The organism is Streptomyces sp. NPDC058246 (genome assembly GCF_042881985.1).
Lineage (GTDB): Bacteria > Actinomycetota > Actinomycetes > Streptomycetales > Streptomycetaceae > Streptomyces.
This window is the reverse complement of record NZ_JBHVWZ010000011.1, coordinates 173737-195778: the sequence shown is the minus strand read 5'-3', so window position 1 is coordinate 195778 and position 22042 is coordinate 173737. Positions and strand designations below refer to the sequence as shown.

Here is a 22042-nt window from a genome sequence, read left to right as displayed (position 1 = left end):
TCGCCCCTTCTCGGGGTGTGCTCGTTCCCTGTCGGGGTCGGGGCTCGCTCATTCCCACTCCACCTCGGTGTCGTTCCAGTCCTGGAGGATCTGCGTGCGCTCCGCCTCCGCAACGACGGTCGCCTGCGCGTCGCCGTCCGGGCCCGCGGCCATGGAATCCAGCACGGCCCGGTACATTCCGGCGAGCCGCTCGGCGTTGGCCCGGCTCAGTCCGGTACTGATCGCGCGCAGGACGAGCCGCCCCGGCACATTGGCCAGGGACAACGTGAACTCGTTGGAGCTGTCGCCGGCGCCGGCCCGCACGTCGACCGTGCCGGTGTCGACCTGGTGGAAGTCCTGGTAGCGGAACATGACGTCGAACAGCCGGCGACCGCCCGCGAGCCGCTGCACGGCGGGCAGCGGATGACGCCGGTGCCCGTACACCTCGGCCTCACGGTCGAAGACCTGGCGGACGAGCTCGCCCCAGGTGCGGGCGCCCCGCCGATGGGCGAACGGGAGCGTGTTGAGGTACATGCCGTACACCCGCTCGATGCCCGGCACTTCGGGTCGCGCGCTGTACAACACGCCGGTGTGGAAGGCCTCTTCGTGTGTGAGAGTGCTCAACACCTTGAGGTGCGCGGCCAGCAGCACCGCCTTGAAGGAGGTCCCCGTTTCGGCGGCCAAGGCGCGCAGTTCCGCCTCGATGTCACGGAACTCCACCGACAGCTTGAAGTCCTCCCGCGGCGATCCGGGCGTGTCACCCCAGTCCGACGGCAGGCTCCACGGGGCGTGCTCGCCGACGATCCGCCGCCAGTACGCCCGGTCGTACTCCGAGTCCAGCGAGACGAGTTCGGCCGCGATGAAGTCCGCGTACCGCACGGGCACGGGTTCCGGTGCCTCGGGCTGCACCCCCGCCGCGTAGGCGTGGTAGAGCCCGAGCACCTCCATGAGGAGGGACTGCTGGCTCCAGCCCTCGGTGATGGCGTGGCAGTGCGTGAAGCCGAGATGCCAGGCCTCGTCCGACTCGACCAGCGCCGAGATCCGCAGCAGCGGCGCCCGCTTCAGATCGAACAACTCACCGCGCTCCCGGGCGATGTGGGCCCGCCGCGCCTCCTCGAACTCCTCGGCGGAGCTGCCCCGCAGATCCCGTACGGCGACCGGGGCGTCGGCCACCGCGTGTACGAGCTGGAGCGGTATCTCGAAGTCCTCCAGCTCGATGGAGGTACGCAGCATCTCGTGCCGTTCCACAACCGTGCGCGCGGCCCGGGCCAGCGCGTCCTCGTCGAAGGGCCGCCCGTCCTTGATCCGGAACGTCGAGGTGTTGTGGTACTTGTTCAGGCCGTCGTCCGCCAGCATCTCCAGCACCATGCCGAGCTGGACCTGCGAGAGCGGGTACGCGTCCACGACGCCCTCCGGGACGGAGTCCCTGACCTGGGCGGAGACCAGCGCGAAGGGCGCCACGGCCGGGGGCGCGGACCGGTCCAGCCCGTCCGTAGCGCTGCCGGTGCCGGTGCCGAGCGCCGCGGCGAGTCCTGCCACGGTCCGGTGCCGGAACACATCACTGACCGCCGCCTCGAACCCCTCGGCCCGCAGGGCGCCGACCAGCGCGATGGCCTTGATGGAGTGCCCGCCGAGGTCGAAGAAGTTGTCCTCGACGCCCACCTTGTCCAGGCCCAGGACCTGACCCCAGATGGCGGCGATGCTCTCCTCGGCGTCGGAGCGGGGAGCTACGTAAGTGTCCGTGGTCGTGGCCTCCGCGTCGGGCAGGGCACGCCGGTCCAGCTTGCCGTTCGCCGTCAACGGGATCTCGGGCAGCGGCACGAACACCGAGGGGATCATGTACTCGGGGAGCGTCCCGTTCAGCGACTCCGCGAGAGCGTCCGGCTCTCCGCCGACGACATAGGCAACCAGCCGCTGGTCGTCAGTGACGGTCACGGCGGCGTCCGAGACCTTCGCCTGCGCGATCAACGCGGCCCGGATCTCGCCGAGTTCGATGCGATAGCCGCGCACCTTCACCTGGTCGTCGATACGCCCCAGGAACTCCACCGCACCATCCGCCCGCCAGCGTGCCAGATCCCCGGTGCGATACAACCGGGCGCCCGGCTCGCCGTACGGGTCCGGCAGGAAGCGCTCCGCCGTCCGCGCCGCATCACCGGTGTACCCGCGCGCCACGCCGGCACCACCGACGTACAACTCCCCCACCACACCCACCGGAACGGGCAGCAGTCGCGCATCCAGAACACGCATGGTCATGTTCGGCAGCGGACGCCCGATCGGGACGACACCCTCATGCGCCTCCTCGATCGGGAAGACACACGTGCCGACGGTCGCCTCGGTCGGACCGTACTCATTCAGAAGCCGCCCATCACCGAGCAGACGGCGCCAGCGCTCGACCAACGCGCCAGGAAGAGCCTCGCCCGCGACAACGATGCGGGTCGTGAGCGCGCCGATCCGCTCGTCACTCAACTGGCCACCGATCACCTCGAGATGACCGGGCGTCAGCTTCAGGAACGAGAACGGACCGGCCTCCGCCAGCGCCTCCCCCAGCTCCGTCAACTCACCGTCGTACAGCCACACCCGCTGCCCGGCAGCCAGCGGCGCCCAAACATTCGGCACCACCAGGTCGAACGCCACCGACGAGAACACCGGCGCACCACCCGAACCACACGACGCCAACTCCCGCACCGCCCAGTCCACATGATTGGCCAGGCTTCGGTGGGTGACCTGCACACCCTTCGGACGGCCCGTCGAACCCGAGGTGAAGATCGTGTACGCCAGCGAGTCCAGACCCACCGGCGGCAGCAACACATCCACCTCCGGATGGGTTTCATCCACCCGTACGACATCGACCGTGAACCGGTCGGCATACGCACCGGACGTCACCGCCACCGACACACCCGCGTCCGCCAGCATCCCCGCCACCCGGTCCACCGGCAGCACCGGATCGAGGGGCAGATAGCCGGCACCAGCGCGCCACACCGCCAGCAGCGCCACCACCAGATCCACCGAACGGTCCAGCAACACCGCCACCGAGGACTCCGCGCCCACACCTCGTGAACGGAGCACTCCCGCGAGGCGATTGGCACGCGCATCCAGCTCAGCGAAGGTCAGACGAAGACCCTTCGCCTCCACCGCCACCGCACCCGGCGCCTCGAACGCCCGCTCCGCGATCAGCTCCGATACCGACACCTCACGTACCGGCACCACCGTGTCGTTCCAGGACGAGAGAACCAGCTCCCGTTCGACCTCTGGCAGATACGTGGACTCCGCGTTCCCGTCCACGTCCTGGGCCAGGGCTTCCAGTACGGCTCGGTACATCGACGCGAGACGGTCGACGGCGGCCGGGGTGAGCCGGCGGGGATCGGCCGTGAGGAGCAGGCCGCTCGCGCGGGCCGCCACGGCGAGGCCGAACTCGGTGGCGCCCTCGCCCATGCCGGAGTCCGCGTCGACGATGTCGGACTCGGCCTGGGCGTCCTTGAGGTCGAGATAGCTGAAGCGGACGTCCAGCAGGCGGGATCCGTCCGCCAGTTCACGCTGCATGACCGGCATCGGGAACCGGCGATGGGGCCAGAGCGTGGCTTCCTGGTCGTAGACCTGGCGGACGAGTTCGCGCCAGGTGCGGGTGCCGCTCCGGAAGGCGAACGGCACCGTGTTGAGGTACATGCCGTACACGCGCTCCGCGCCCAGGATCTCGGGGCGTCCGCTGCAGACCAGGCCGGTGTGGAAGGACTCCTCGGGGGTGAGCAGGCTCATGACCTTCAGGTGCGCCGCGTGCAGCACGGCCTTCAGTGAGGTGCCGGTGTCGCTCGCGGCGGCGCGCAACGCCGGCGCGAGATCGGCGAGGGGCACGCGGACCGTGTGCGCGGGGCCGGGCGTCACGGCGCCGCCGCTCCAGCCGGAGGGCAGTTCGAACTTGGCGTGCCCCTCGATGACCCCGCGCCAGTACGAGCGGTCCTCGTCCGACGCCAGGGAGGCGCGCTCGGCCGCCACGAAGTCCGCGTACCGCACGGCGGGCATCTCGGGCGCGGGCAGCGGTTCGCCGGCGCGGACCCGCAGGTAGCCCTCCACGATCTCGCTCAGCAGCGAGCGGTGGCTCCATCCTTCGGTGATGGGGTGGCAGACGCTGACCGACAGCCACCAGGCCTCGTCCGACTCGACGAGCGCCGAGATCCGCAGCAGCGGTGGACGGGCGAGATCGAACGTGGCGGCGCGCTCCGCGACGACGTGCTCGCGGCGAGCGGCCTCCTGGCTCTTCGCGTCCCGGCCCCGCAGGTCGTGCACCGTGACCGGGATGTCCGCGCTCGGGTGAATGAGCTGGAGCGGTACGGAGTAGTCCTCCAGCGCGAACGACGCCCGCAGCATCTCGTGGCGCTCCACCAGGGCCCGCGCCGCCTGTTCCAGGGCGCCGGAGTCGAAGGCCCGTCCGTCCCTGATCCGGAACGTCGTGGTGTTGTGGTATTTGTTCAGGCCGTCGTCGGCCAGCATCTCCACCAGCATGCCCAGCTGCACCTGCGCGAGCGGGAAGGCATCGGCCAGCCCCTGGGGGAGCCGGGCCCTGTCCTCCTCGGAGAGCAGGGCGAAGGGGGCCACGACAGAGGTGTCTCCCTCGCCGCCACCCGCACCCGTACCCAGCGCGTTCGCGAGTCCCGCCACGGTCCGGTGCCGGAACACATCGCCGACCGCCGCCTCGAACCCCTCGGCCCGCAGGGCGCCGACCAGCGCGATGGCCTTGATGGAGTGCCCGCCGAGGTCGAAGAAGTTGTCCTCGACACCGACCCTGTCCAGGCCCAGGACCTGACCCCAGACCGCGGCGATACTGGCCTCAGTCTCAGTACGGGGTGCGATGTACGTATCGGTGGCGGCACCGGGATCCGGGTCGGGCAGGGCACGCCGGTCCAGCTTGCCGTTCGCCGTCAGCGGGATCCTGTCCAGCTCGATGAAGAGGGACGGCACCATGTACTCGGGCAACACAGACGCGAGAGCCTCACGCAGTCGTTCGACGCCACCGACGACGTAAGCGATCAGGCGCTGGTCGTCGGTGACGGTCACTGCGGCGTCCGAGACCTCCGGGCGCGCGATCAACGCGGCCCGTATCTCCCCGAGTTCGATGCGGTAGCCGCGCACCTTCACCTGGTCGTCGATACGCCCCAGGAACTCCACCGCACCATCCGCCCGCCAGCGTGCCAGATCCCCGGTGCGATACAACCGCGAACCCGGCGCACCGTACGGATCGGGCAGGAAGCGCTCCGCAGTCCGCGCCGCATCACCGGTGTACCCGCGCGCCACGCCGGTTCCGCCGACGTACAACTCCCCCACCACACCCACCGGAACGGGCAGCAATCGCGCATCCAGAACACGCATGGTCATATTCGGCAGCGGACGCCCGATCGGGACGACACCCTCATGCGCCTCCTCGATCGGGAAGACACACGTGCCGACGGTCGCCTCGGTCGGACCGTACTCGTTCCAGACCCGTCCGTCGCCGAGGAGTTGCCGCCACCGCTCGACAAGGGCACCCGGAAGCGCCTCGCCCGCGACTACGATCCGTGTCGTGAGTGCGCGGATCCGCTCGTCACTCAACTGACCCCCGATCACCTCGAGATGACCTGGCGTCAGCTTCAGGAACGAGAACGGACCGGCCTTGGCCAGCGCCTCCCCCAACTCCGTCAGCTCACCGTCGTACAGCCACACCCGCTGCCCGGCAGCCAGCGGCGCCCACACATTCGGCACCACCAAGTCGAACGCCACCGACGAGAACACCGGCGCGCCGCCCGAACCGCAGGACGCCAACTCCCGCACTGCCCAGTCCACATGATTGGCGAGGCTTCGGTGGGTGACCTGCACACCCTTCGGGCGGCCGGTCGAACCCGAGGTGAAGATCGTGTACGCCAGTGAGTCGAGGTCCACCGACGGAAGGGGCGACCCCGCCTCCGGGTGCTCCTCGTCCGCCCGTACGACATCGATCGCGAACCGATCGGCATACGCCCCGGACGTCACCGCGACCGACACCCCGGCGTCTTCCAACATGCCCTCGACACGCTCGCGCGGCAGCACCGGATCCAGCGGGACATAGCCCGCCCCAGCCCGCCACACCGCCAACAGCGCCACCACCAGATCCACCGAACGGTCCAGCAACACCGCAACCGACGACTCCGCGCCCACGCCCCGCGCCCGCAGGACGCCCGCGAGGCGATTGGCACGCGCATCCAGCTCAGCGAAGGTCAGACGAAGACCCTTCGCCTCCACCGCCACCGCACCCGGCGCCTCGACCGCCCGCTCCGCGATCAGCTCCGATACCGACACCTCACGTACCGGCACCACCGTGTCGTTCCAGGACGAGAGAACCAACTCCCGTTCACCGTCGGGCAGGAGCGTTTGCTCGGCGTCTCCGTCCGGGTGCGTGGCCATGGACTCGAGGACCGAGCGGTACATGGAGGCGAGCCGGTCGACGCCCGTGCGGCCGATGACGTGCCGGTTGGCGGTGATCACCATGAAGCCGGCGCGGGTGGAGACGCCGAGGGGGAACTCGGTCGGGCTGTCGTCGATGGTCGCGGCGTAGTCGATGAGGTCCTGGTCGACCTGGCGGAAGTTCTGGTAGCTGAAGCGGACGTCCACGAGGCGTTCGGCGGCGCCGAATTCGCGCTGCATGGCGCCGAGCGGGTAGCGGCGGTGCGGCCAGACCTCGATCTCCTGGTCGAAGACCTGGCGGACGAGCTCGCGCCAGGTGGCGGCGCCGCGTCGGAAGGCGAAGGGCAGGGGGTTGAGGTAGACGCCGTGGACGCGTTCGGCGCCGACCGCCTCCGGGCGGGCGTTGGTGACCAGGCCGGTGCGGAAGGTCTCCTCGGGGGTCAGGTGGCTCATGACCTTGAGGTGGGCGGCGTGCAGCACGCTCTTGATGGGGACGCGGGCCTCGCCGGCCAGGGCGAGCAGCCCGGCTTCGAGGTCGTGGTACGGGACCCAGGCGCGGTGCAGGCCACGAGGGGTGGTGAGCGGGTCGTCGCCCCAACCGGCGGGCGGGACGAACTTGGGGTGGCTCTCCACGATGCCGCGCCAGTAGTCGCGGTCCTCGTCGGAGTCGAGGGACTTCAGTTCGGCCGCGACGAAGTCCGCGTAACGCACGGCGGCGGGCTCCGGCTCCTGGAGCGGTCGTCCGTCGCGCAGGTCCCGGTAGGCGGTGACGAGTTCCATGAGGAGGGAGTGGTGGCTCCAGCCCTCCAGGACGGCGTGGCATTCGGTGAGGGTGAGCCACCAGCTGCCGTCGTCGCGGGTGTGCGCGGTGAAGCGGATCAGCGGGGGGCGGGTCAGGTCGAAGAGTTCGGCGCGCTCCTCGGCCATGAAGGCGCGCAGGGACTCCTCGGTCGCCTCGGAGTCGAGGGCCGTCAGGTCTCGCGTACGGAGGGTCGAGCTGACCTGCGACGGGTCGTGGACGAGTTGCAGGGGCGCCGAGTAGCCGTCCAGCGCGAACGAGGTGCGCAGGATCTCGTGGCGGCCGATGACGGTCCCCACGGCCTTCTCCAGCGCCTCGGGGACGAAGGGATCCTCGTCGAGGATCCGGAAGCAGGTCGAGTTGTGGTAGTGGTTGCGGCCGTCGTCGGCGAGCATCTCCACGACCATGCCGAGCTGCACCTGGGCGAGCGGGTAGGCGTCGACGACTCCCTCGGGCAGGCGTGCGCGGTCTTCGTCCGTGAGGAGGGCGAAGGGGGCGACGCCGGGTTCGGGGCGGGCGGGGGCCGGGCGTCCGGTGAGGAACTCCACGAGCTCGGCCGGGGTACGGTGCGCGAAGACGTCGCGGACCGTGACGTCGTACTCGGCGTCGCGCAGCGCGGCGGCCAGGGCGACGGCGCGGAGCGAGTCGCCGCCCAGGTCGAAGAAGCTGTCCGTGACACCGACCCGGTCGACGCCGAGGACGTCGCGCCAGACCTCGGTCATCCGTTCCTCGGCGGCGGTGCGCGGGGCCACTCGGTTCCGACCGACGGTGAGTGCGCCCCGATCGGGGGCGGGCAGGGCGGCCTGGTCGAGCTTGCCGTTGACGGTGAGCGGGATCCTGCCGAGGGCCAGGAAGGCGGTGGGGATCATGTAGGCGGGCAGGGTGCGGGCCAGCAGGGCGCGTAGTTCGCTGGGGGCCACGACGGCCTGGCCCGCGAGCACGACGTACGCGACGAGCCGCTTGTCGCCGGGGGTGTCCTCGCGGGCGACGACCACCGCGTCCCGTACCAGCGGGTGGGCCGTCAACGCGGCCTTGATCTCACCCAGTTCGATGCGGTGACCGCGGATCTTGACCTGGTGGTCGATGCGGCCGAGGTAATCGAGGCCGCCGTCGGGGCGCCGGCGCGCGAGGTCGCCGCTGCGGTAGAGGCGGGACCCGGGCGGTCCGTACGGGTCGGGCACGAACCGCTCGGCGGTGAGCCGGGGGCGGCCCAGGTACATACGGGCGACCCCGGGCCCGCCGACGTGGATCTCGCCGGGGACGCCGATGGGCACCAGTTCACCCTGTGGTCCGAGGAGTTGGACCTGGAGGTCGGACAGCGGGACGCCGACGTCGTTGCCGTGGTCGGCGGTGAGGTCGGCGTCGGTGACCGGGTGGTAGGTGGTGTGCACGGTGGTCTCGGTGATGCCGTACAGGTTGATCAGCGCCGTACGGTCGAGGCCCCGGCGGGCGACCCACGGGCGCAGGGCCGGCATGTCGAGGCGCTCGCCGCCGAACGTGACGACGCGCAGGGCGAGTTCGTCGATCAGCGGGTGTCCGTCGGCGGCGAGGGCGACGAGGCCGCGGAAGCCGGACGGGGTCTGGTTGAGGACGGTCACCTGCTCGTCGGCGAGCAGGCGCAGAAGGTCCTCCGGTGAGCGGGCGACGTCGTGCGGTACGACGACCAGGCGGCCTCCGTACAGCAGGGCGCCCCACAGTTCCCACACCGACATGTCGAAGGCGTACGAGTGGAACAGCGGCCAGACGTCGTGCGCGTCGAAGCCGAAGTGCTCCTCAGTGACGGTGAACAGGCGCAGTACGTTCGCGTGGGTGAGACCGACGCCCTTGGGGCGGCCGGTGGAGCCGGAGGTGTAGATGGTGTAGATCAGGTCGTCGGGGTGGACGCCGGAGGCCGGGGCGGTGGTGGGTGCGGCGGCCAGGGCGGCGCGGTCGCGCTCGCCGTCCAGGTTCACCAGCGGGCCGTCGTGGGCGGCGGCGAGCCGCTCGGCGTACGCGTCCGAGGTCACGACGACGCGGGCGCCCGCGTCCTGGAGGGTGTAGGCGAGACGGTCCGCGGGGTGTTCGGGGTCCAGCGGGAGGTAGGCCGCGCCGGATTTGAGGACGCCGATCAGGGTGGGGACGAGGTCGATGCCCCGGTCCAGACTGACGCCGACCAACTGGTCTGGGCCTGCGCCGAGTTCGCGTAGATGATGGGCGAGTCGGTTGGCGCGGGCGTCGAGTTCGGCGTAGCTGAGCCGCTGTCCGCCGAGGACGACGGCGGTGGCGTCCGGGGTCGCCGCCACCCGCTCCTCGAAGACCTCGTGAACGCAGCGGTCCGGTGCCGGGAAGGAGCGCGGCGCCGGCGCGAGGACGGCCAGGTCCGTGTCGTCGAGGAGGTCGAGCAGCGACAGGGCGCGGTCGGGGTGGGCGGCGGCGGACTCCAGCAGGCCTACGTAGTGGCGGGCGAGCCGCTCGGCGGTGGCGCGGTCGTACAGCGCGGTGCTGTACTCCAGTGTGCCGTGCACGGAGCCGTCCGCCCGCTCGCCGAGCTGGAGGGTGAGGTCGAAGCGGGAGACGCGGGAGGGGGCGCGCAGTGGTTCGGCGGCGACTCCGGGGAGCCGGAAGGCCTCGGTGCGCTCCTGGTGGAGGGTGAAGGCGACCTGGCACAGCGGGGTGCGGGACATGTCGCGTTCGGGCTGGAGCTCGTCGACCAGCCGGGCGAAGGGATACTCCTGGTGGTCGAGGGCGTCCAGGACCGTGGCACGGGACCCGTCCAGCAGGGTGCGGAAGGAGGGGTCTCCGTCCCAGCGGCCGCGCAGGACGAGGGTGTTGATGGCGTACCCGACCAACTGCTCCAGTTCGGGGCGCCCGCGCCCTGAGACCACGGTGCCGACGGGGATGTCGGTGCGTCCGGTGCAGCGGGCCAGCAGGGCCTGGTAGCCGGTGAGCAGGGTCGTGAAGAGGGTGGCGCCGTGCGCCGAGCCGAGGGCGCGCAGCCGTTCGGTGAGCGCGGCGGGGAGGGTGACGGGAACGGCGTCGCCCGCCCAGCTGCGGGTGGCCGGGCGGGGGCGGTCCGCAGGCACCTCCAGCGGGGTGATGCCGGCCAACTGCTCCCTCCAGTAGGTGAGCTGGGGATCGAGCGTGCCGTCGGCTAGGCGGGAGCGTTGCCAGGCCGCGTAGTCGGCGTACTGGAAGTCGACGGGGGCGAGCGGATCCGGCCTGCCCGCCGTGAACTCCCCGTACACGGAGGAGAGTTCGCTCAGCAGCAGACCGACGGACCATTCGTCGCAAGCGACGTGGTGCAGCACCACGGCCAGGATGTGATCGTCGTCCGCGAGACGGATCAGCCGGGCGCGCAGCGGCCGGTCCCGCTCCAGGTCGAAGGGGCGGCCGGGTTCGGCCTCGGCCAGGCTCAGCGCCCGGCGCTCCCGCTCCGTGGGGTCGTCGAGGTCCGTCAGGTCGTCGACCGGGAGGTCGAACGGGCCGGGTGGGCCGATGAGTTGGACCGGCTCCGCGCCGTCGAGACGGTAGCGGGTGCGCAGGATCCCGTGCCGGGAGTGCAGGGCCTCGAAGCCGCGGCGCAGCGCCTCGACGTCGAGCGGTCCCCGCAGCCGCAGCACGACCGGGACGCTGTACTCCCAGCTGTCCGGGTCGAGGCGGCTGAGGAACCACATCTGCTGCTGGCCGTGGGAGAGGGCCAGCGGGCCGTCCCGGTCCGCCCGCCGCAGTGCGGCGCGCCGCCCCCGGCGGGCCCCGGCGAGCCGGGCGCGCACCAGTTCCTCGCGCTGGTCCCCGGCTTCCTGGCCCGTACGAACTCCGCCCGTGCTCATGCTGAGCGCTCCTCCCCCACGGTGTACTTCTCGTGTTCCGGCTGTGGTGCTGTGCGTGTGCGTGCTCCTCGAAGGCGGGCGCCTCCCGGGCGACGGCTTCGGGTGCGGACACGTCTCAGGCGGAGGCCTGCTCCATGCGGCGGCGCAGGCTCGCCGGGCGCAGGTCCGTCCAGACCTCCTCGATGCGGTCCAGGCACTCCTGCCGGGTCCCTTCGGTGCCTTCCGCGTGCCAGCCCGCGGGCAGGTCCCGGTCCGCGGCCCAGAGGGAGTACTGCTCCTCGTCGTTGAGCACCACCCGGTACACGCGGTCGTCGGTCTGCTCGTCAGCCATGTCGGCTCTCCCTGTCGGACATCGGTTCGGACATCGGTTCGGACAACGGATCGGGTTTCGGATCCGCCGTCAGCTTCCGGTGGGGGCCTATACCGGGCCTCTACGCGAACTGTCGTGCGCAGCGGGGCACTTGCACCGGCATTCGGGCGGGCACGCAGAAGCGCGCGACCTGGTCCCCTCGGGGGGAGGGACCAGGTCGCGCGCGGTCTTCGGGCGGAGCGTCCGGGTTACTCGCGGGCGCCCACCAGTTGGACGATCCGGGAGCGCAGTGCGGCCGAGACCGGCAGTACGGTGCCGATGACGGCGAGCACGGTGGAGACGGCGGCGATAGCGACCACCACGAGCCAGGGGGCCACGATCGGTGTCGTCCCGAAGAGTTGCAGCAGCGCCGCCCACAGGGCCGCGATGTTGAGGGCGGAGGCGAGCAGGGCGAGGACGATGCCGATGCCGGCCACCAGCAGGGACTCGGCGACGAAGAACCGTACGACCTGCTTGGGGGTGGCCCCCGCCAGGCGGAGCACGGCCAGGTCGCGGCGCCGGTCGGAGGTCGCCATGAGCAGGGTGTTGAGGATCGCGATGAAGCAGAACAGCACGACGATCACGGCGGTGGAGCGCTGCCGGACCTCGATCAGATGGCGGGCGTAGGCACTCTCCGAGGCGACCAGCTGGTCCCGGGTCAGGAAGCGTGCCCCGGTGCCCTGGACGGCCTTCGCGATGGCCGCGGTGGCGGCCGCCTTGTCCGTGCCGGGATCGAGGGTGATGTAGGCGCGGCGGGCGAGTCCGTCGCGGGCGTAGGCGGCGGACGGGGCGAAGCGTTCCGGGAGGTACGCGACGTCCTCGCCGCGCATCGCCTTGTAGACGGCCGCGACCTTGAGCGTGGCCCGAGTGCCGTCGCCGAGCAGGATCTTCTGCGCGGTGCCGGCGTCCCAGCCCCACAGGTCGGGGGCGGCGATGCTGTTGTCGTCGAGTTTGTCGAGGGAGCCCTGGGTGATGGTGAGGTCCATGGTCCGCTTGAGCGCGGAGGTGTCCACGACCATGCCGTCGTTCTCGTCGTAGCGGTTCTCGTCGCGGGTGTACACGGTGGTGAGGAGGGGTGCCGCGATCCGGACGCCGTCGATCTTCTTGACCCGGTCGACGACTTCGGGGCTGATGCCCGGGGTTCCGTCGGGTGCGAGGGCGTACGCGGAGGCGACCTGGTTGCGCAGTCCGTGGTCGCGGGCCGCACCGAGCGAGTCGGTGGCAGCGAGCAGGGACAGGGCGAGACCCACGGTGAGCAGGATGGGTGCCGCGGTGGCGGCGGTGCGGCGGCGCGAGGTGAGCACGCTCTCGCGGACGAGCATCGCCGTGGGCCCGGCGGAGTTGCGGAAGGGCCACATCAACAGGCGGGCCAGGGGGCCGATCGCGAGCGGGGCGATGACGGCGGCGGCCAGGACGGGGACGAGGAGCTCGGTGACGTAGGTGTTGGGCGAGAGGATCGTGGCCGGTTTGCCGACCGCGATCCACGCGGCCAGGCCGACGCCGCCGCCGACGCCGAGGGCGCCGATCAACAGTCGTCCCGGTGTCATGCCGGAGTCGTCGACCGCGGCCTCGCGCAGCGCCTCGACGGGCCGTACCCGTCCGGCGCGGTGCGCGGCGGCGGCCGCTCCGCACAGCGCCACCAGCACACCGACGAGGAACGCGCCGGCCAGCGGCGCGGTCACCGTCCAGTGCAGCGAAGGCCGGACGCGGAACCACGGCGGCGAGATGTCGAGGTCGATGAGCATGTCGGTGAGCAGCTGTGCCCCGTACAGGCCAAGGGCCGTGCCGATCGCCGAGGCGAGGGTGCCGACGAGCAGGGCCTCGCCGCGGATCATGCGGCGGACCTGCTTGGGCGTGGCGCCGACGGTGCGCAGCAGGGCGACCTCGCGGCGCCGCTGGATGACGGCGAAGGCGAAGGTGGAGGCGACGACGAAGACGGAGGTGGTGCCCGCGACGGACGCCATCACCGGGACGAGCGTGATGGTGTTGTCGAGGGTCTCGCGGTCCTCGGCCTCGCTGGCGTCGGCCTTGTGCCGGTCCTTGCCGGTGAGGACCTCCGCGTCCTTGCCGACGGCCGCGCGGACCCGGTCGAGCGGGCCGAGCGCGACCAGGGCCTGGATGCGCGGGGAGATGCGGGCGGCCTCGGCGTCGCCGAAGAACACCGCGTTCTCCCAGTCGACCGGGGCGACCGTGCCGGACACCGTGTACGTGGAGACGCCGGTGGCGGTCATCACCGTGACCTTCTCGCCGGTGTGCGCCTGCTCGGAGGGGACGACGATCTCCCGCTCCCCAGCAGGCTGGTGACCGTCCGTCAGTTTGTAGCCGCCGAAGCGCGCGACCGACCAGGGGTGGCCGACCTGGTTCTTCGGGCCGTCGTGCAGCTGGGCGTAGAAGGCCCGGTCGACGACGGTTTCCCCGGTGGCCGACACCCGGCCGAGCAGGTCCTGGGAGACGCCCTGGGCCTCCTGGAGTGAGCGGACGCCGAGGTCGTGGTGGGCAGGGTCCCAGGAGGGGTCGGTGGGCAGCACCACGGCGGAGGCCCCCGCGAACCGCTCGGGCGGCCGGTCGGGCAGGTCGAGCATCGTCATCAGCAGTACGCCCATCGCGGCGAGCTGCGCGACGCCGAGCACGAGCGCCACGATGGTGCCGAGGAACGACACCCAGCGGGCGCGAAGGGTCTGGAAGGCGATGCCGAGCACTACGACACCGCCAGATCGGTCATGCGAGCGGCGACCGCCTCGGCCGTCGGCGAGGTCAGCTCGCCGACCAGCGCGCCGTCGGCGAGGAAGACCACCCGGTCCGCGTACGCGGCCACGTTCGGGTCGTGCGTGACCATCACGATGGTGGTCGGCTCGTCGAGCTCGGGATCGTCGGCACCCTGGCCGCCGGTGACCGGGCTGCCCACCAACTTCCGCAGCACTTCCAGCAGTTCACGGCCCGTGGTGATGTCGAGGGCGCCGGTGGGCTCGTCGGCGAAGAGCACGGCGGGACGGGTGACCAGGGCGCGGGCCACCGCCACCCGCTGTTGCTGGCCGCCGGAGAGCTGGCTGGGCCGCTTGCCCGCCTGGTCCTCCAGGCCGACCTGGGCGAGCGCCCGCAGCACGGTCTGCCGGCCGGGCTTGCGGCCGGCCAGCCGCAGCGGGAGCCCGACGTTCTGCGCGGCCGTCAGCGAGGGCAGCAGGTTGAACGCCTGGAACACGAATCCGGTGGACTCCCGGCGGAATTCGGTCAATCGGGTCTCGTTCAGGCCGCCGATGTCGGTGCCGTCGATGAACACCCGCCCGGACGTGGGCCGGTCGAGCCCGGCGGCACACTGCAGCAGAGTGGATTTGCCGGACCCCGAGGGGCCCATGACGGCCGTGAAGCTGCCCCTCGGGAAGGACAGGCCGACCTCGCGCAACGCGCTGACCGCGCCGCTGCCCGAGCCATAGGTCTTGGTGAGCGACTCCAGCCGCACTGCGTCATCCATCGATTCTCCGTAGCGTCATGGTGGTGGGGGGACCGGCCGTCAGCTCGCGCTGCGGTCCGGACGCCTCGTCCAAGGCGCTCCGGTCCTCGCGCTCCGCCCCGGGGCGGGTGAACACGACGGTCGCCACCACGGCGAGCAGGGCCATCACTCCGGATGCGATGGCCAGTGTCCCGCGCGTGCCGACGCCTTCGAGGAGATATCCGGTGCCGAGCGCGCCGAGCGAACTCGCCCCGGAGACAAGGAGCATGACGACGCTGCCGACCCTCCCCTGCATGGCGTCGGGTGTGATGCGCACCTGATGGGACATGCCGCAGACGGTAACAGCGGCTCCTATATGCGACGTTATGAAGAAAAGAACCCCAAGTGTCACGGGATGCAGGAGAAACACCGTTCCGGGCATCACCAGGGCCCAGGCGATATGCGCGTACATCATCACGCGCCGCATCGGCAGCCGTCTGCTCAACCAGCCGCCGCTGAAGGCACCGAGCAGTCCGCCGATGCTGCCGGCCGCCATGATCAGGCCGACCGTGCTGGCCGGCCTGCCCTGCTCCCTGACCAGGACGGCGACGGTGAGGATGAGCCCCTGGAAGACGAGGTTGCTGCCCGCGATGATGAGCAGGGCCGAGCGGAAATAGGCGCGTTGCCACACCCAGCGCAGTCCGCCGGAGATCTCCTCGCGCATTCCGCGGGCGCTCTTGGCCTTGCCGGACCGCTCCGTCTTCGGAATCCGCAGCCGGGCCAGTGTCAGCAAGGACATCAGGTACAGGCTGGTGCTGGTCAGGAACGGCACCCAGGCCGACAGGCCGAACAGCACACCGCTCGCGGGATGCCCGACGAAGTTCACGGCGCGGGAGCGCGCCTCGTTCTGCGCCATCGCGGTGGACACCTGCTGGGGCGGTACGACCCCGCGCACGGCGGCCCGTTCGGACAGCTGGTAGAAGACGGTGAGGCTGCCCTGGACGAAGGCGACGATCGCGATGTGCCAGACGCGCACTTCGTCCCCGACGAGCGAGACGGCGACCGAGCCGATGGCCAGCGCCCGGCCCGTCACACACACCAGCATCACCCGCCGTCTGTCCCAGCGGTCCACCAGCACCCCGGCGGGCAGCTGCATGACCAGCATGGGCAGCAGGGCGCTGAAGCCGACCAGCCCCGCGGCGCTCTTCGACCCGGTGTGCCAGAGCACCAGCAGGGTGAAGGCCATGGTGGAGGAGCGCTCCGCCATGACCGACAGCGCGGAACCGCCCCACAGCAGCCGGAAGCGCCCGTTGCTGCGCAGCGGCGGCAGCTTCTCCTCGCCGCCGTCCCGCGCCTGGAGTTCCGTACTCATCGATCGCCCGCCCAGCACCACTCCAGGACCGCCATCGCGCTGTGCAGCTTGTGCGTGGCCTGCGTGAAGGCGATGCTGGCCGGCCCGTCGAGCACCTCGGCGGTGACCTCCTCGCCGCGGTGGGCGGGCAGGTCGTGCAGGAAGACGGCCTTCGGGCTGGTCTCCCACAGTGCCGGGGTGACCTGGAACGGCGCGAAGACCTCGCGCCAGTCCGCGGTCGGCTTGCTGGTCCCGGTGGTCTGCCAGCGCGTGGTGTAGACGGCGTCGAGGTCGGCGGGCAGCTCGCGCATGTGGTGCCGCTCGGCCACCTGGGCGCCGCTGCGGGCCGCCTGCTCGGCCGCCGTGGCGAGGATGCCGGGCGCGAGGCCGTAACCGGGCGGGGTGCGCAACTCCAGCTCGGTGCCCGGGAACCGGGTGAGGGCCAGCGCGAGCGCGGCGGCACTGTTGTTGCCCTCGCCGACGTACAGCAGCCGCAGGCCGTCGACCCGCCCGAAGTGCTCTTGCAGGGTGGTCAGATCGGTGAGTCCCTGCGTCGGATGCTCCTCGGCGCTCATCGCGTTGATCACCGACATGTCCCCGGTGCCCGCCCACGTCCGCAGCTCGGCGGTGGCGTCGGCGGTCCGCGCCACCAGCAGGTCCAGCATCCCGGCGAGCACCCGCCCGGTGTCCTCGCTGGTCTCGCCCGTGTTGGTCTGCAGGTCACCGGGGCCGAACGTCACGGTCTGCGCGCCGAGCCGCAGCGCGCCCGCCGTGAAAGCGGTACGGGTCCGGGTGGACGTACGCCGGAAATAGACGCCGGCGACCGCGCCGTCCAGGGTGTTCGCCCGTGCGCCGGAGGCGAAGGCGACGCCTCTCGCCACGATGCCCCGCAGTTGGTCGTCGGTCAGGTCGGTGAGGGAGATGAGGTGTCGCGCGGATCCCATGGCGATGGGGGTCCCTTCTGGTGGATGGGCAGGCTTCAGCGGGCGTCGGTCAGGAGCGCGTCGATCTCGGCCCGCACCCGGTCCTCGATCTCCACCGCGAGCTGCGCCACGGTCGGGCGCTCGAAGGCGACCCGCACCGGAAGGTCGAGGTCGTACTCGGTCTGGAGGCGTGAGATCAGCCGGACGGCGAGGATGGAGTGGCCGCCGAGGTCGAAGAAGTTGTCCTCGACGCCGACCTTGTCCAGGCCGAGGACCTGGCCCCAGATGGCGGCGATGCTCTCCTCGGTCTCGGAGCGGGGCGCGAGGTAGCTGTCGGTGCCGGGGGCCTCCGGGTCCGGCAGCGCACTCCGGTCCAGCTTGCCGTTCGCCGTGAGCGGGATCCGGTCCAGCACGATGAGGAGGGACGGCACCATGTACTCGGGCAGCACCGCCGCGACGGCCTCGCGTACACCCTCGGTCTCGCCGACCACATAGCCGACCAGACGCTGGTCGTCGGTCACGACCACGGCCGCGTCGGACACCTGAGGCTGCGCGGTCAACGCGGCCCGGATCTCTCCGAGTTCGATGCGGTAACCACGCACCTTCACCTGGTCGTCGATACGGCCCAGGAAGTCCACCGCACCATCCGCACGCCAGCGTGCCAGGTCACCGCTGCGGTACAGCCGGGCGCCCGGCTCGCCGTACGGGTCCGGCAGGAACCGCTCCGCCGTACGCGCCGCATCCCCGGTGTACCCGCGCGCCACGCCCGTTCCGCCGACGTACAGCTCCCCCACGACACCGACCGGGGCAGGCCGCAGCTCGGCGTCCAGGACGCGCAGATGGACGTTGGGCAGCGGACGGCCGATGGGCACGACACCGTCGTGGGCACGCTCGACCGGGAAGACACACGTGCCGACGGTCGCCTCGGTCGGACCGTACTCGTTCCAGACCCGTCCGTCGCCGAGGAGTTGCCGCCACCGCTCGACGAGGGCTCCCGGGAGCGCCTCGCCCGCGACCACGATCCGCGTCGTGAGCGCGCGGATCTGCTGGTCGCTCAACTGACCGCCGACGAGGTCCAGATGACCGGGTGTCAACTTCAGGAACGAGAACGAACCGGCCTCCGCCAGCGCCTCCCCCAACTCCGTCAACTCACCGTCGAACAGCCACACCCGCTGCCCGGCAGCCAACGGCGCCCACACATTCGGCACCACCAAGTCGAACGCCACCGACGAGAACACCGGCGCACCACCCGAACCACACGACGCCAACTCCCGCACCGCCCAGTCCACATGATTGGCGAGGCTTCGGTGGGTGACCTGCACACCCTTCGGACGACCCGTCGAACCCGACGTGAAGATCGTGTACGCCAGTGAGTCGAGGTCCACCGACGGAAGGGGCGACCCCGCCTCCGGGTGCTCCTCGTCCGCCCGTACGACATCGATCGCGAACCGATCGGCATACGCCCCGGACGTCACCGCGACCGACACCCCGGCGTCTTCCAGCATGCCCTCGACACGCTCGCGCGGCAGCACCGGATCCAGCGGGACATAGCCCGCCCCGGCCCGCCACACCGCCAACAGCGCCACCACCAGATCCACCGAACGGTCCAGCAACACCGCAACCGACGACTCCGCGCCCACGCCCCGCGCCCGCAGGACGCCCGCAAGGCGATCGGAACGCGCCGCCAACTCACGGAACGTCAGCCGGACACCGTCCGCCTCGACCGCCACCGCGTCGGGCGACTCGGCAGCCCGCTCCGCGATCAGCTCCGGGACCGACACCTCACGCACCGGCACCGCCGTGTCGTTCCAGGCCTTGAGCAGACGGCGTTCCTGGACAGAGGTGATGTCGACGGCGGAGAGGGAGGTGTCCGGGCCGGCGGCGACCGCTTCGAGGAGCTGGACGAAGTGGTGGGCCAGGCGCTCGACGGTGTCGTGGTCGAAGAGAGAGGTGGCGTACTCGAAGGCGCCGATCAGGGAGCCGTCGCCCTGACGCCAGACGAAGAGCGTGAGGTCGGTCTTGGCGACCCGCCAGGCGCCCTGGAAGGCGTCCATGAGGACGTCGTCGGCGGCCACCGAGGTCGCGCCCTCGTCCTGGAGGTCGAAGGCGACCTGGTAGAGCGGGGTGCGCGAGAGGTCGCGGGTGGGCTGGAGCTCGTCCACGAGCCGTTCGAAGGGCAGTTCCTGGTGGGCGAAACCGGCCATGACCGTGGCCCGGACGCGCCGGAGGAGCTCGGCGAAGGTCGGATCGCCGGTCAGGTCGCAGCGCATCACGAGGGAGTTGAGGAAGAAGCCGACGGTGTGCTGGGTCTCCGGGCGGGTCCGTCCGGTCACCGGGCTGCCGATGCCGAAGTCGTCCTGGCCGCTGTAGCGCCCGAGCAGCGCGCCGAAAGCGGCGAGCAGGGTCACGTACGGGGTCGCGCCGTGCCGGCGCCCGATGCCGGTCAGGGCGTCGGCGAGGGAGGCGGGCACGGAGAACCGGACGCCGGAGCCGTGCGCGTCGCGCTGGGCGGGCCGGGGGCGGTCTGTGGGGAGTCTGAGCTCGGGCAGCCCCGCGAGGGCCTGCTTCCAGTGGTCCAGTTCGCGCGACGAGGAGAGGTCGGAGGCGTGGGCCGCCTGCCAGGCCGCGAAGTCGGCGTACTGCACCGGGAGTTGTTCCAGTACGGGGGTACGGCCCTCGGTGGCCGCGGCGCACAGTTCGCGCAGTTCGCGGTCGAGGACGACGGTCGACCAGCCGTCGGTGGCGATGTGATGAGCCGTCACCAGCAGCACCGGGCCGCCCTTGGGGACGCGGACCAGCAGCGCCCGCCACAACGGTCCGTCCGTGAGGTCGAAGCCGCGGGCGAACTGCTCGCCGAACAGCCGCTCCAGGTGGGCCTCCGAGGCGTCCTCGACCCGCAGCTCGACAGCGCCCGGTGCGACGACCACCTGACGGGGTTCCTCGCCCTCCACGACGTACCGGGTGCGCAGCGACTCGTGCCGGGTCTCCAGTGCCTCGAGGGCCGACCGGACGACGGCACTGGTCGTGCCGGGGGGCAGCCGCAGGAAGAACGGGGCCACCCACTCGGGGCTGCCCGGGTGCATGCGGTCCAGGAACCACAGCCGGTGCTGGCCGAAGGAGAGCGGCAGCGGCTCGTCACGGCCGACCGGCGTCACGCCGGGTACGGCGGGCCGGGCGTCCTCAAGGAGCCTGGCCTGCGCCTCGACCGTGAACGCGCCGAACAGGCCGCGGAGTTGGATGTCGTCGCCGGACGCCTTGCGCAGGGCGTCCGCGAGCCGGGTGAGGACGAGGGAGGAGCCTCCGAGCGCGAAGAAGTCGTCGTACGCGCCGACCTGTTCGACCTGCAGGAGCTGCTCCCACACCTGGGCGACGAGCCGTTCGGCGGGGGTGCGGGGTGCGACGTACTCGGCGTTCTGTGCCTGCTCCGGAACCGGGTCGGGCAGCGCGGCGCGGTTCACCTTGCCGCTGCTGGTCAGCGGGAAGGCGTCCAGCGGCACGAAGAGCGAGGGGATCATCGGCTCGGGCAGCCGGCCGCGCAGGAAGGTGCGCAGCTCGTCCCGGGGGATGCGGCGGCCCGTCGTCAGATACGCCACGAGCCGCTTGCCGTCACCGACGACGCGGGCGTCGACGACGGCACCTCGGACATCGGGGTGGGCGTTCAACGCGGCCTCCACCTCCGCCGGTTCGATCCGGACGCCGTTGACCTTGACCTGCTGGTCGGCGCGGCCCAGGAAGTCCAGGGCGCCGTCGGAGCGCCAGCGCACCAGGTCGCCGGTGCGGTACATCCGACTGCCCGCCGGACCGTGCGGGTCGGGCAGAAAGCGCTCGGCGGTCTGCCCGGGACGGCCCGCGTAGCCGCGCGCCGTGCCCTCACCCGCCGCGTACAGCTCCCCCACGACGCCGATCGGCACCGGGTCGAACTCGGCGTCGAGGACGTACACGCGCAGATGGTCAAGGGGGCGTCCGATGGGGACGGCCTCGGTGTGCCGCTCGGGGTCGAAGAGCTGGGCGGTGACATCGATGGAGCACTCGGTGGGGCCGTACGTGTTCCAGACCCGGGCGCCGCCCGGTTCGGCGAGCCGGCGGCAGAGCTCGGCATCCAGCGGCTCGCCCGCCGAGCACACCAGACGCAGGTCCGCGCAGTCCGCCCAGTGTGGCTCGGCCACCAGCAGGCGCAGCACGGACGGAACGCCCTGGAGGACGGTGATGTGCTGGTCGACGACCGTCCGCACGAGCAGCGCCGGGTCGGCCTCGGCGCCCGTCGGTGCCATGACGACGGTGGCTCCCGCGGCGAGCGGAGTGAACAGCTCCCAGGCGGCGGCGTCGAAGGTGAGCACCGTCTTCTGGAGCACCCGGTCCGCCGGCGTCAGGCCCTGGTGGTCGAGCGACCAGGCGACGCGGCCCGCGATGCCCCCGTGCTGCACGAGCACCCCCTTGGGACGCCCGGTCGAGCCCGAGGTGTAGGCGAGGTAGGCGGCGTGGGCGGTCGTCACCTCCAACTGGGGTGCGGTGTCGGGGAATTCATCCAGCGTCTCGGCCTCCAGGGCCACCACGCCGCCGGGCAGCAGCTCCTCGAACCCCTCGGCGTCGGCGGCGGTCGTCACCACCGTGCGGGCACCGCTGTCGGCGACCACCCACGCCGTGCGTTCCTGTGGGTGCCCGGCGTCCAGCGGCACATAGGCCGCGCCCGCCTTCCACACGCCGAGCAACGCGGCGACCAGGTCGTGGCCGCGCGGCAGGCAGACGACGACCCGGTCCTCCGCGCCGACGCCACGGGCCGCGAGGAGGTGCGCGATCCGGTTGGCGCGCCGGTCGAGCGCTTCGTAGCTCAGCGGCCCCTCGGCGCCGTCGACCGCGACGGCGAGCGGAGTCGACGCGGTCTGGTGGGCGACGAGTTCGTGCAGCGGGACTGTCATCTCTTCTCCAGGGAAGGTCATCACATACGGCGGTGCGGGCCCTGCGCGGGGAGGACGGGTGCTGCGCGACGAAGGCGGATG

The 22042-nt window shown here is 71.5% G+C and carries 7 protein-coding genes; all 7 read right to left on the bottom strand.

Features of this window, described 5'->3' with window-relative positions; genetic code table 11:
* Positions 1 to 48: 48 nt before the first annotated feature.
* The 7 genes from ACFVXA_RS18890 to ACFVXA_RS18860 all read right to left on the bottom strand — a co-directional run bounded on the left by ACFVXA_RS18890 (position 49) and on the right by ACFVXA_RS18860 (position 21961).
* Positions 49 to 10995 (bottom strand): amino acid adenylation domain-containing protein, encoded by a 10947-nt coding sequence (locus ACFVXA_RS18890; protein WP_390025684.1) that lies wholly within the window; start codon positions 10993 to 10995, stop codon positions 49 to 51.
* A gap of 115 nt (positions 10996 to 11110) precedes the next feature.
* The gene (locus ACFVXA_RS18885) at positions 11111 to 11326 is read right to left on the bottom strand and encodes an MbtH family NRPS accessory protein (protein WP_362015476.1); all 216 of its coding nucleotides are present in this window, start codon (positions 11324 to 11326) and stop codon (positions 11111 to 11113) included.
* 227 nt (positions 11327 to 11553) lie between these two features.
* Positions 11554 to 14043, bottom strand: coding sequence for an ABC transporter permease (locus tag ACFVXA_RS18880; protein WP_390025682.1), 2490 nt, complete (start codon positions 14041 to 14043; stop codon positions 11554 to 11556).
* Positions 14043 to 14813 (bottom strand): ABC transporter ATP-binding protein, encoded by a 771-nt coding sequence (locus ACFVXA_RS18875; RefSeq protein ID WP_362015470.1) that lies wholly within the window; start codon positions 14811 to 14813, stop codon positions 14043 to 14045. The genes ACFVXA_RS18880 and ACFVXA_RS18875 overlap by 1 nt, the downstream gene beginning before the upstream one ends.
* Entirely contained in the window at positions 14806 to 16143 is a 1338-nt protein-coding gene (locus ACFVXA_RS18870; RefSeq protein WP_383735587.1) for an MFS transporter, read from the bottom strand. Before ACFVXA_RS18870 ends, ACFVXA_RS18875 begins: the two co-directional genes overlap by 8 nt.
* Complete coding sequence (locus ACFVXA_RS18865) at positions 16140 to 17066, bottom strand: ornithine carbamoyltransferase (protein WP_390025680.1); 927 nt, start codon at positions 17064 to 17066, stop codon at positions 16140 to 16142. Before ACFVXA_RS18865 ends, ACFVXA_RS18870 begins: the two co-directional genes overlap by 4 nt.
* A 35-nt stretch (positions 17067 to 17101) precedes the next feature.
* The gene (locus tag ACFVXA_RS18860) at positions 17102 to 21961 is read right to left on the bottom strand and encodes an amino acid adenylation domain-containing protein (RefSeq protein ID WP_390025678.1); all 4860 of its coding nucleotides are present in this window, start codon (positions 21959 to 21961) and stop codon (positions 17102 to 17104) included.
* Between the last annotated feature and the right edge of the window lie 81 nt (positions 21962 to 22042).

What these genes read in the sequence shown, in the direction of transcription:
- ACFVXA_RS18890 (WP_390025684.1), bottom strand. Translation starts at nt 10,995, where the DNA reads ATGAGCACGGGCGGAGTTCGTACGGGCCAGGAAGCCGGGGACCAGCGC.
- ACFVXA_RS18885 (WP_362015476.1), bottom strand. Translation starts at nt 11,326, where the DNA reads ATGGCTGACGAGCAGACCGACGACCGCGTGTACCGGGTGGTGCTCAAC.
- ACFVXA_RS18875 (WP_362015470.1), bottom strand. Translation starts at nt 14,813, where the DNA reads ATGGATGACGCAGTGCGGCTGGAGTCGCTCACCAAGACCTATGGCTCG.
- ACFVXA_RS18870 (WP_383735587.1), bottom strand. Translation starts at nt 16,143, where the DNA reads ATGAGTACGGAACTCCAGGCGCGGGACGGCGGCGAGGAGAAGCTGCCG.
- ACFVXA_RS18865 (WP_390025680.1), bottom strand. Translation starts at nt 17,066, where the DNA reads ATGGGATCCGCGCGACACCTCATCTCCCTCACCGACCTGACCGACGAC.
- ACFVXA_RS18860 (WP_390025678.1), bottom strand. Translation starts at nt 21,961, where the DNA reads ATGACAGTCCCGCTGCACGAACTCGTCGCCCACCAGACCGCGTCGACT.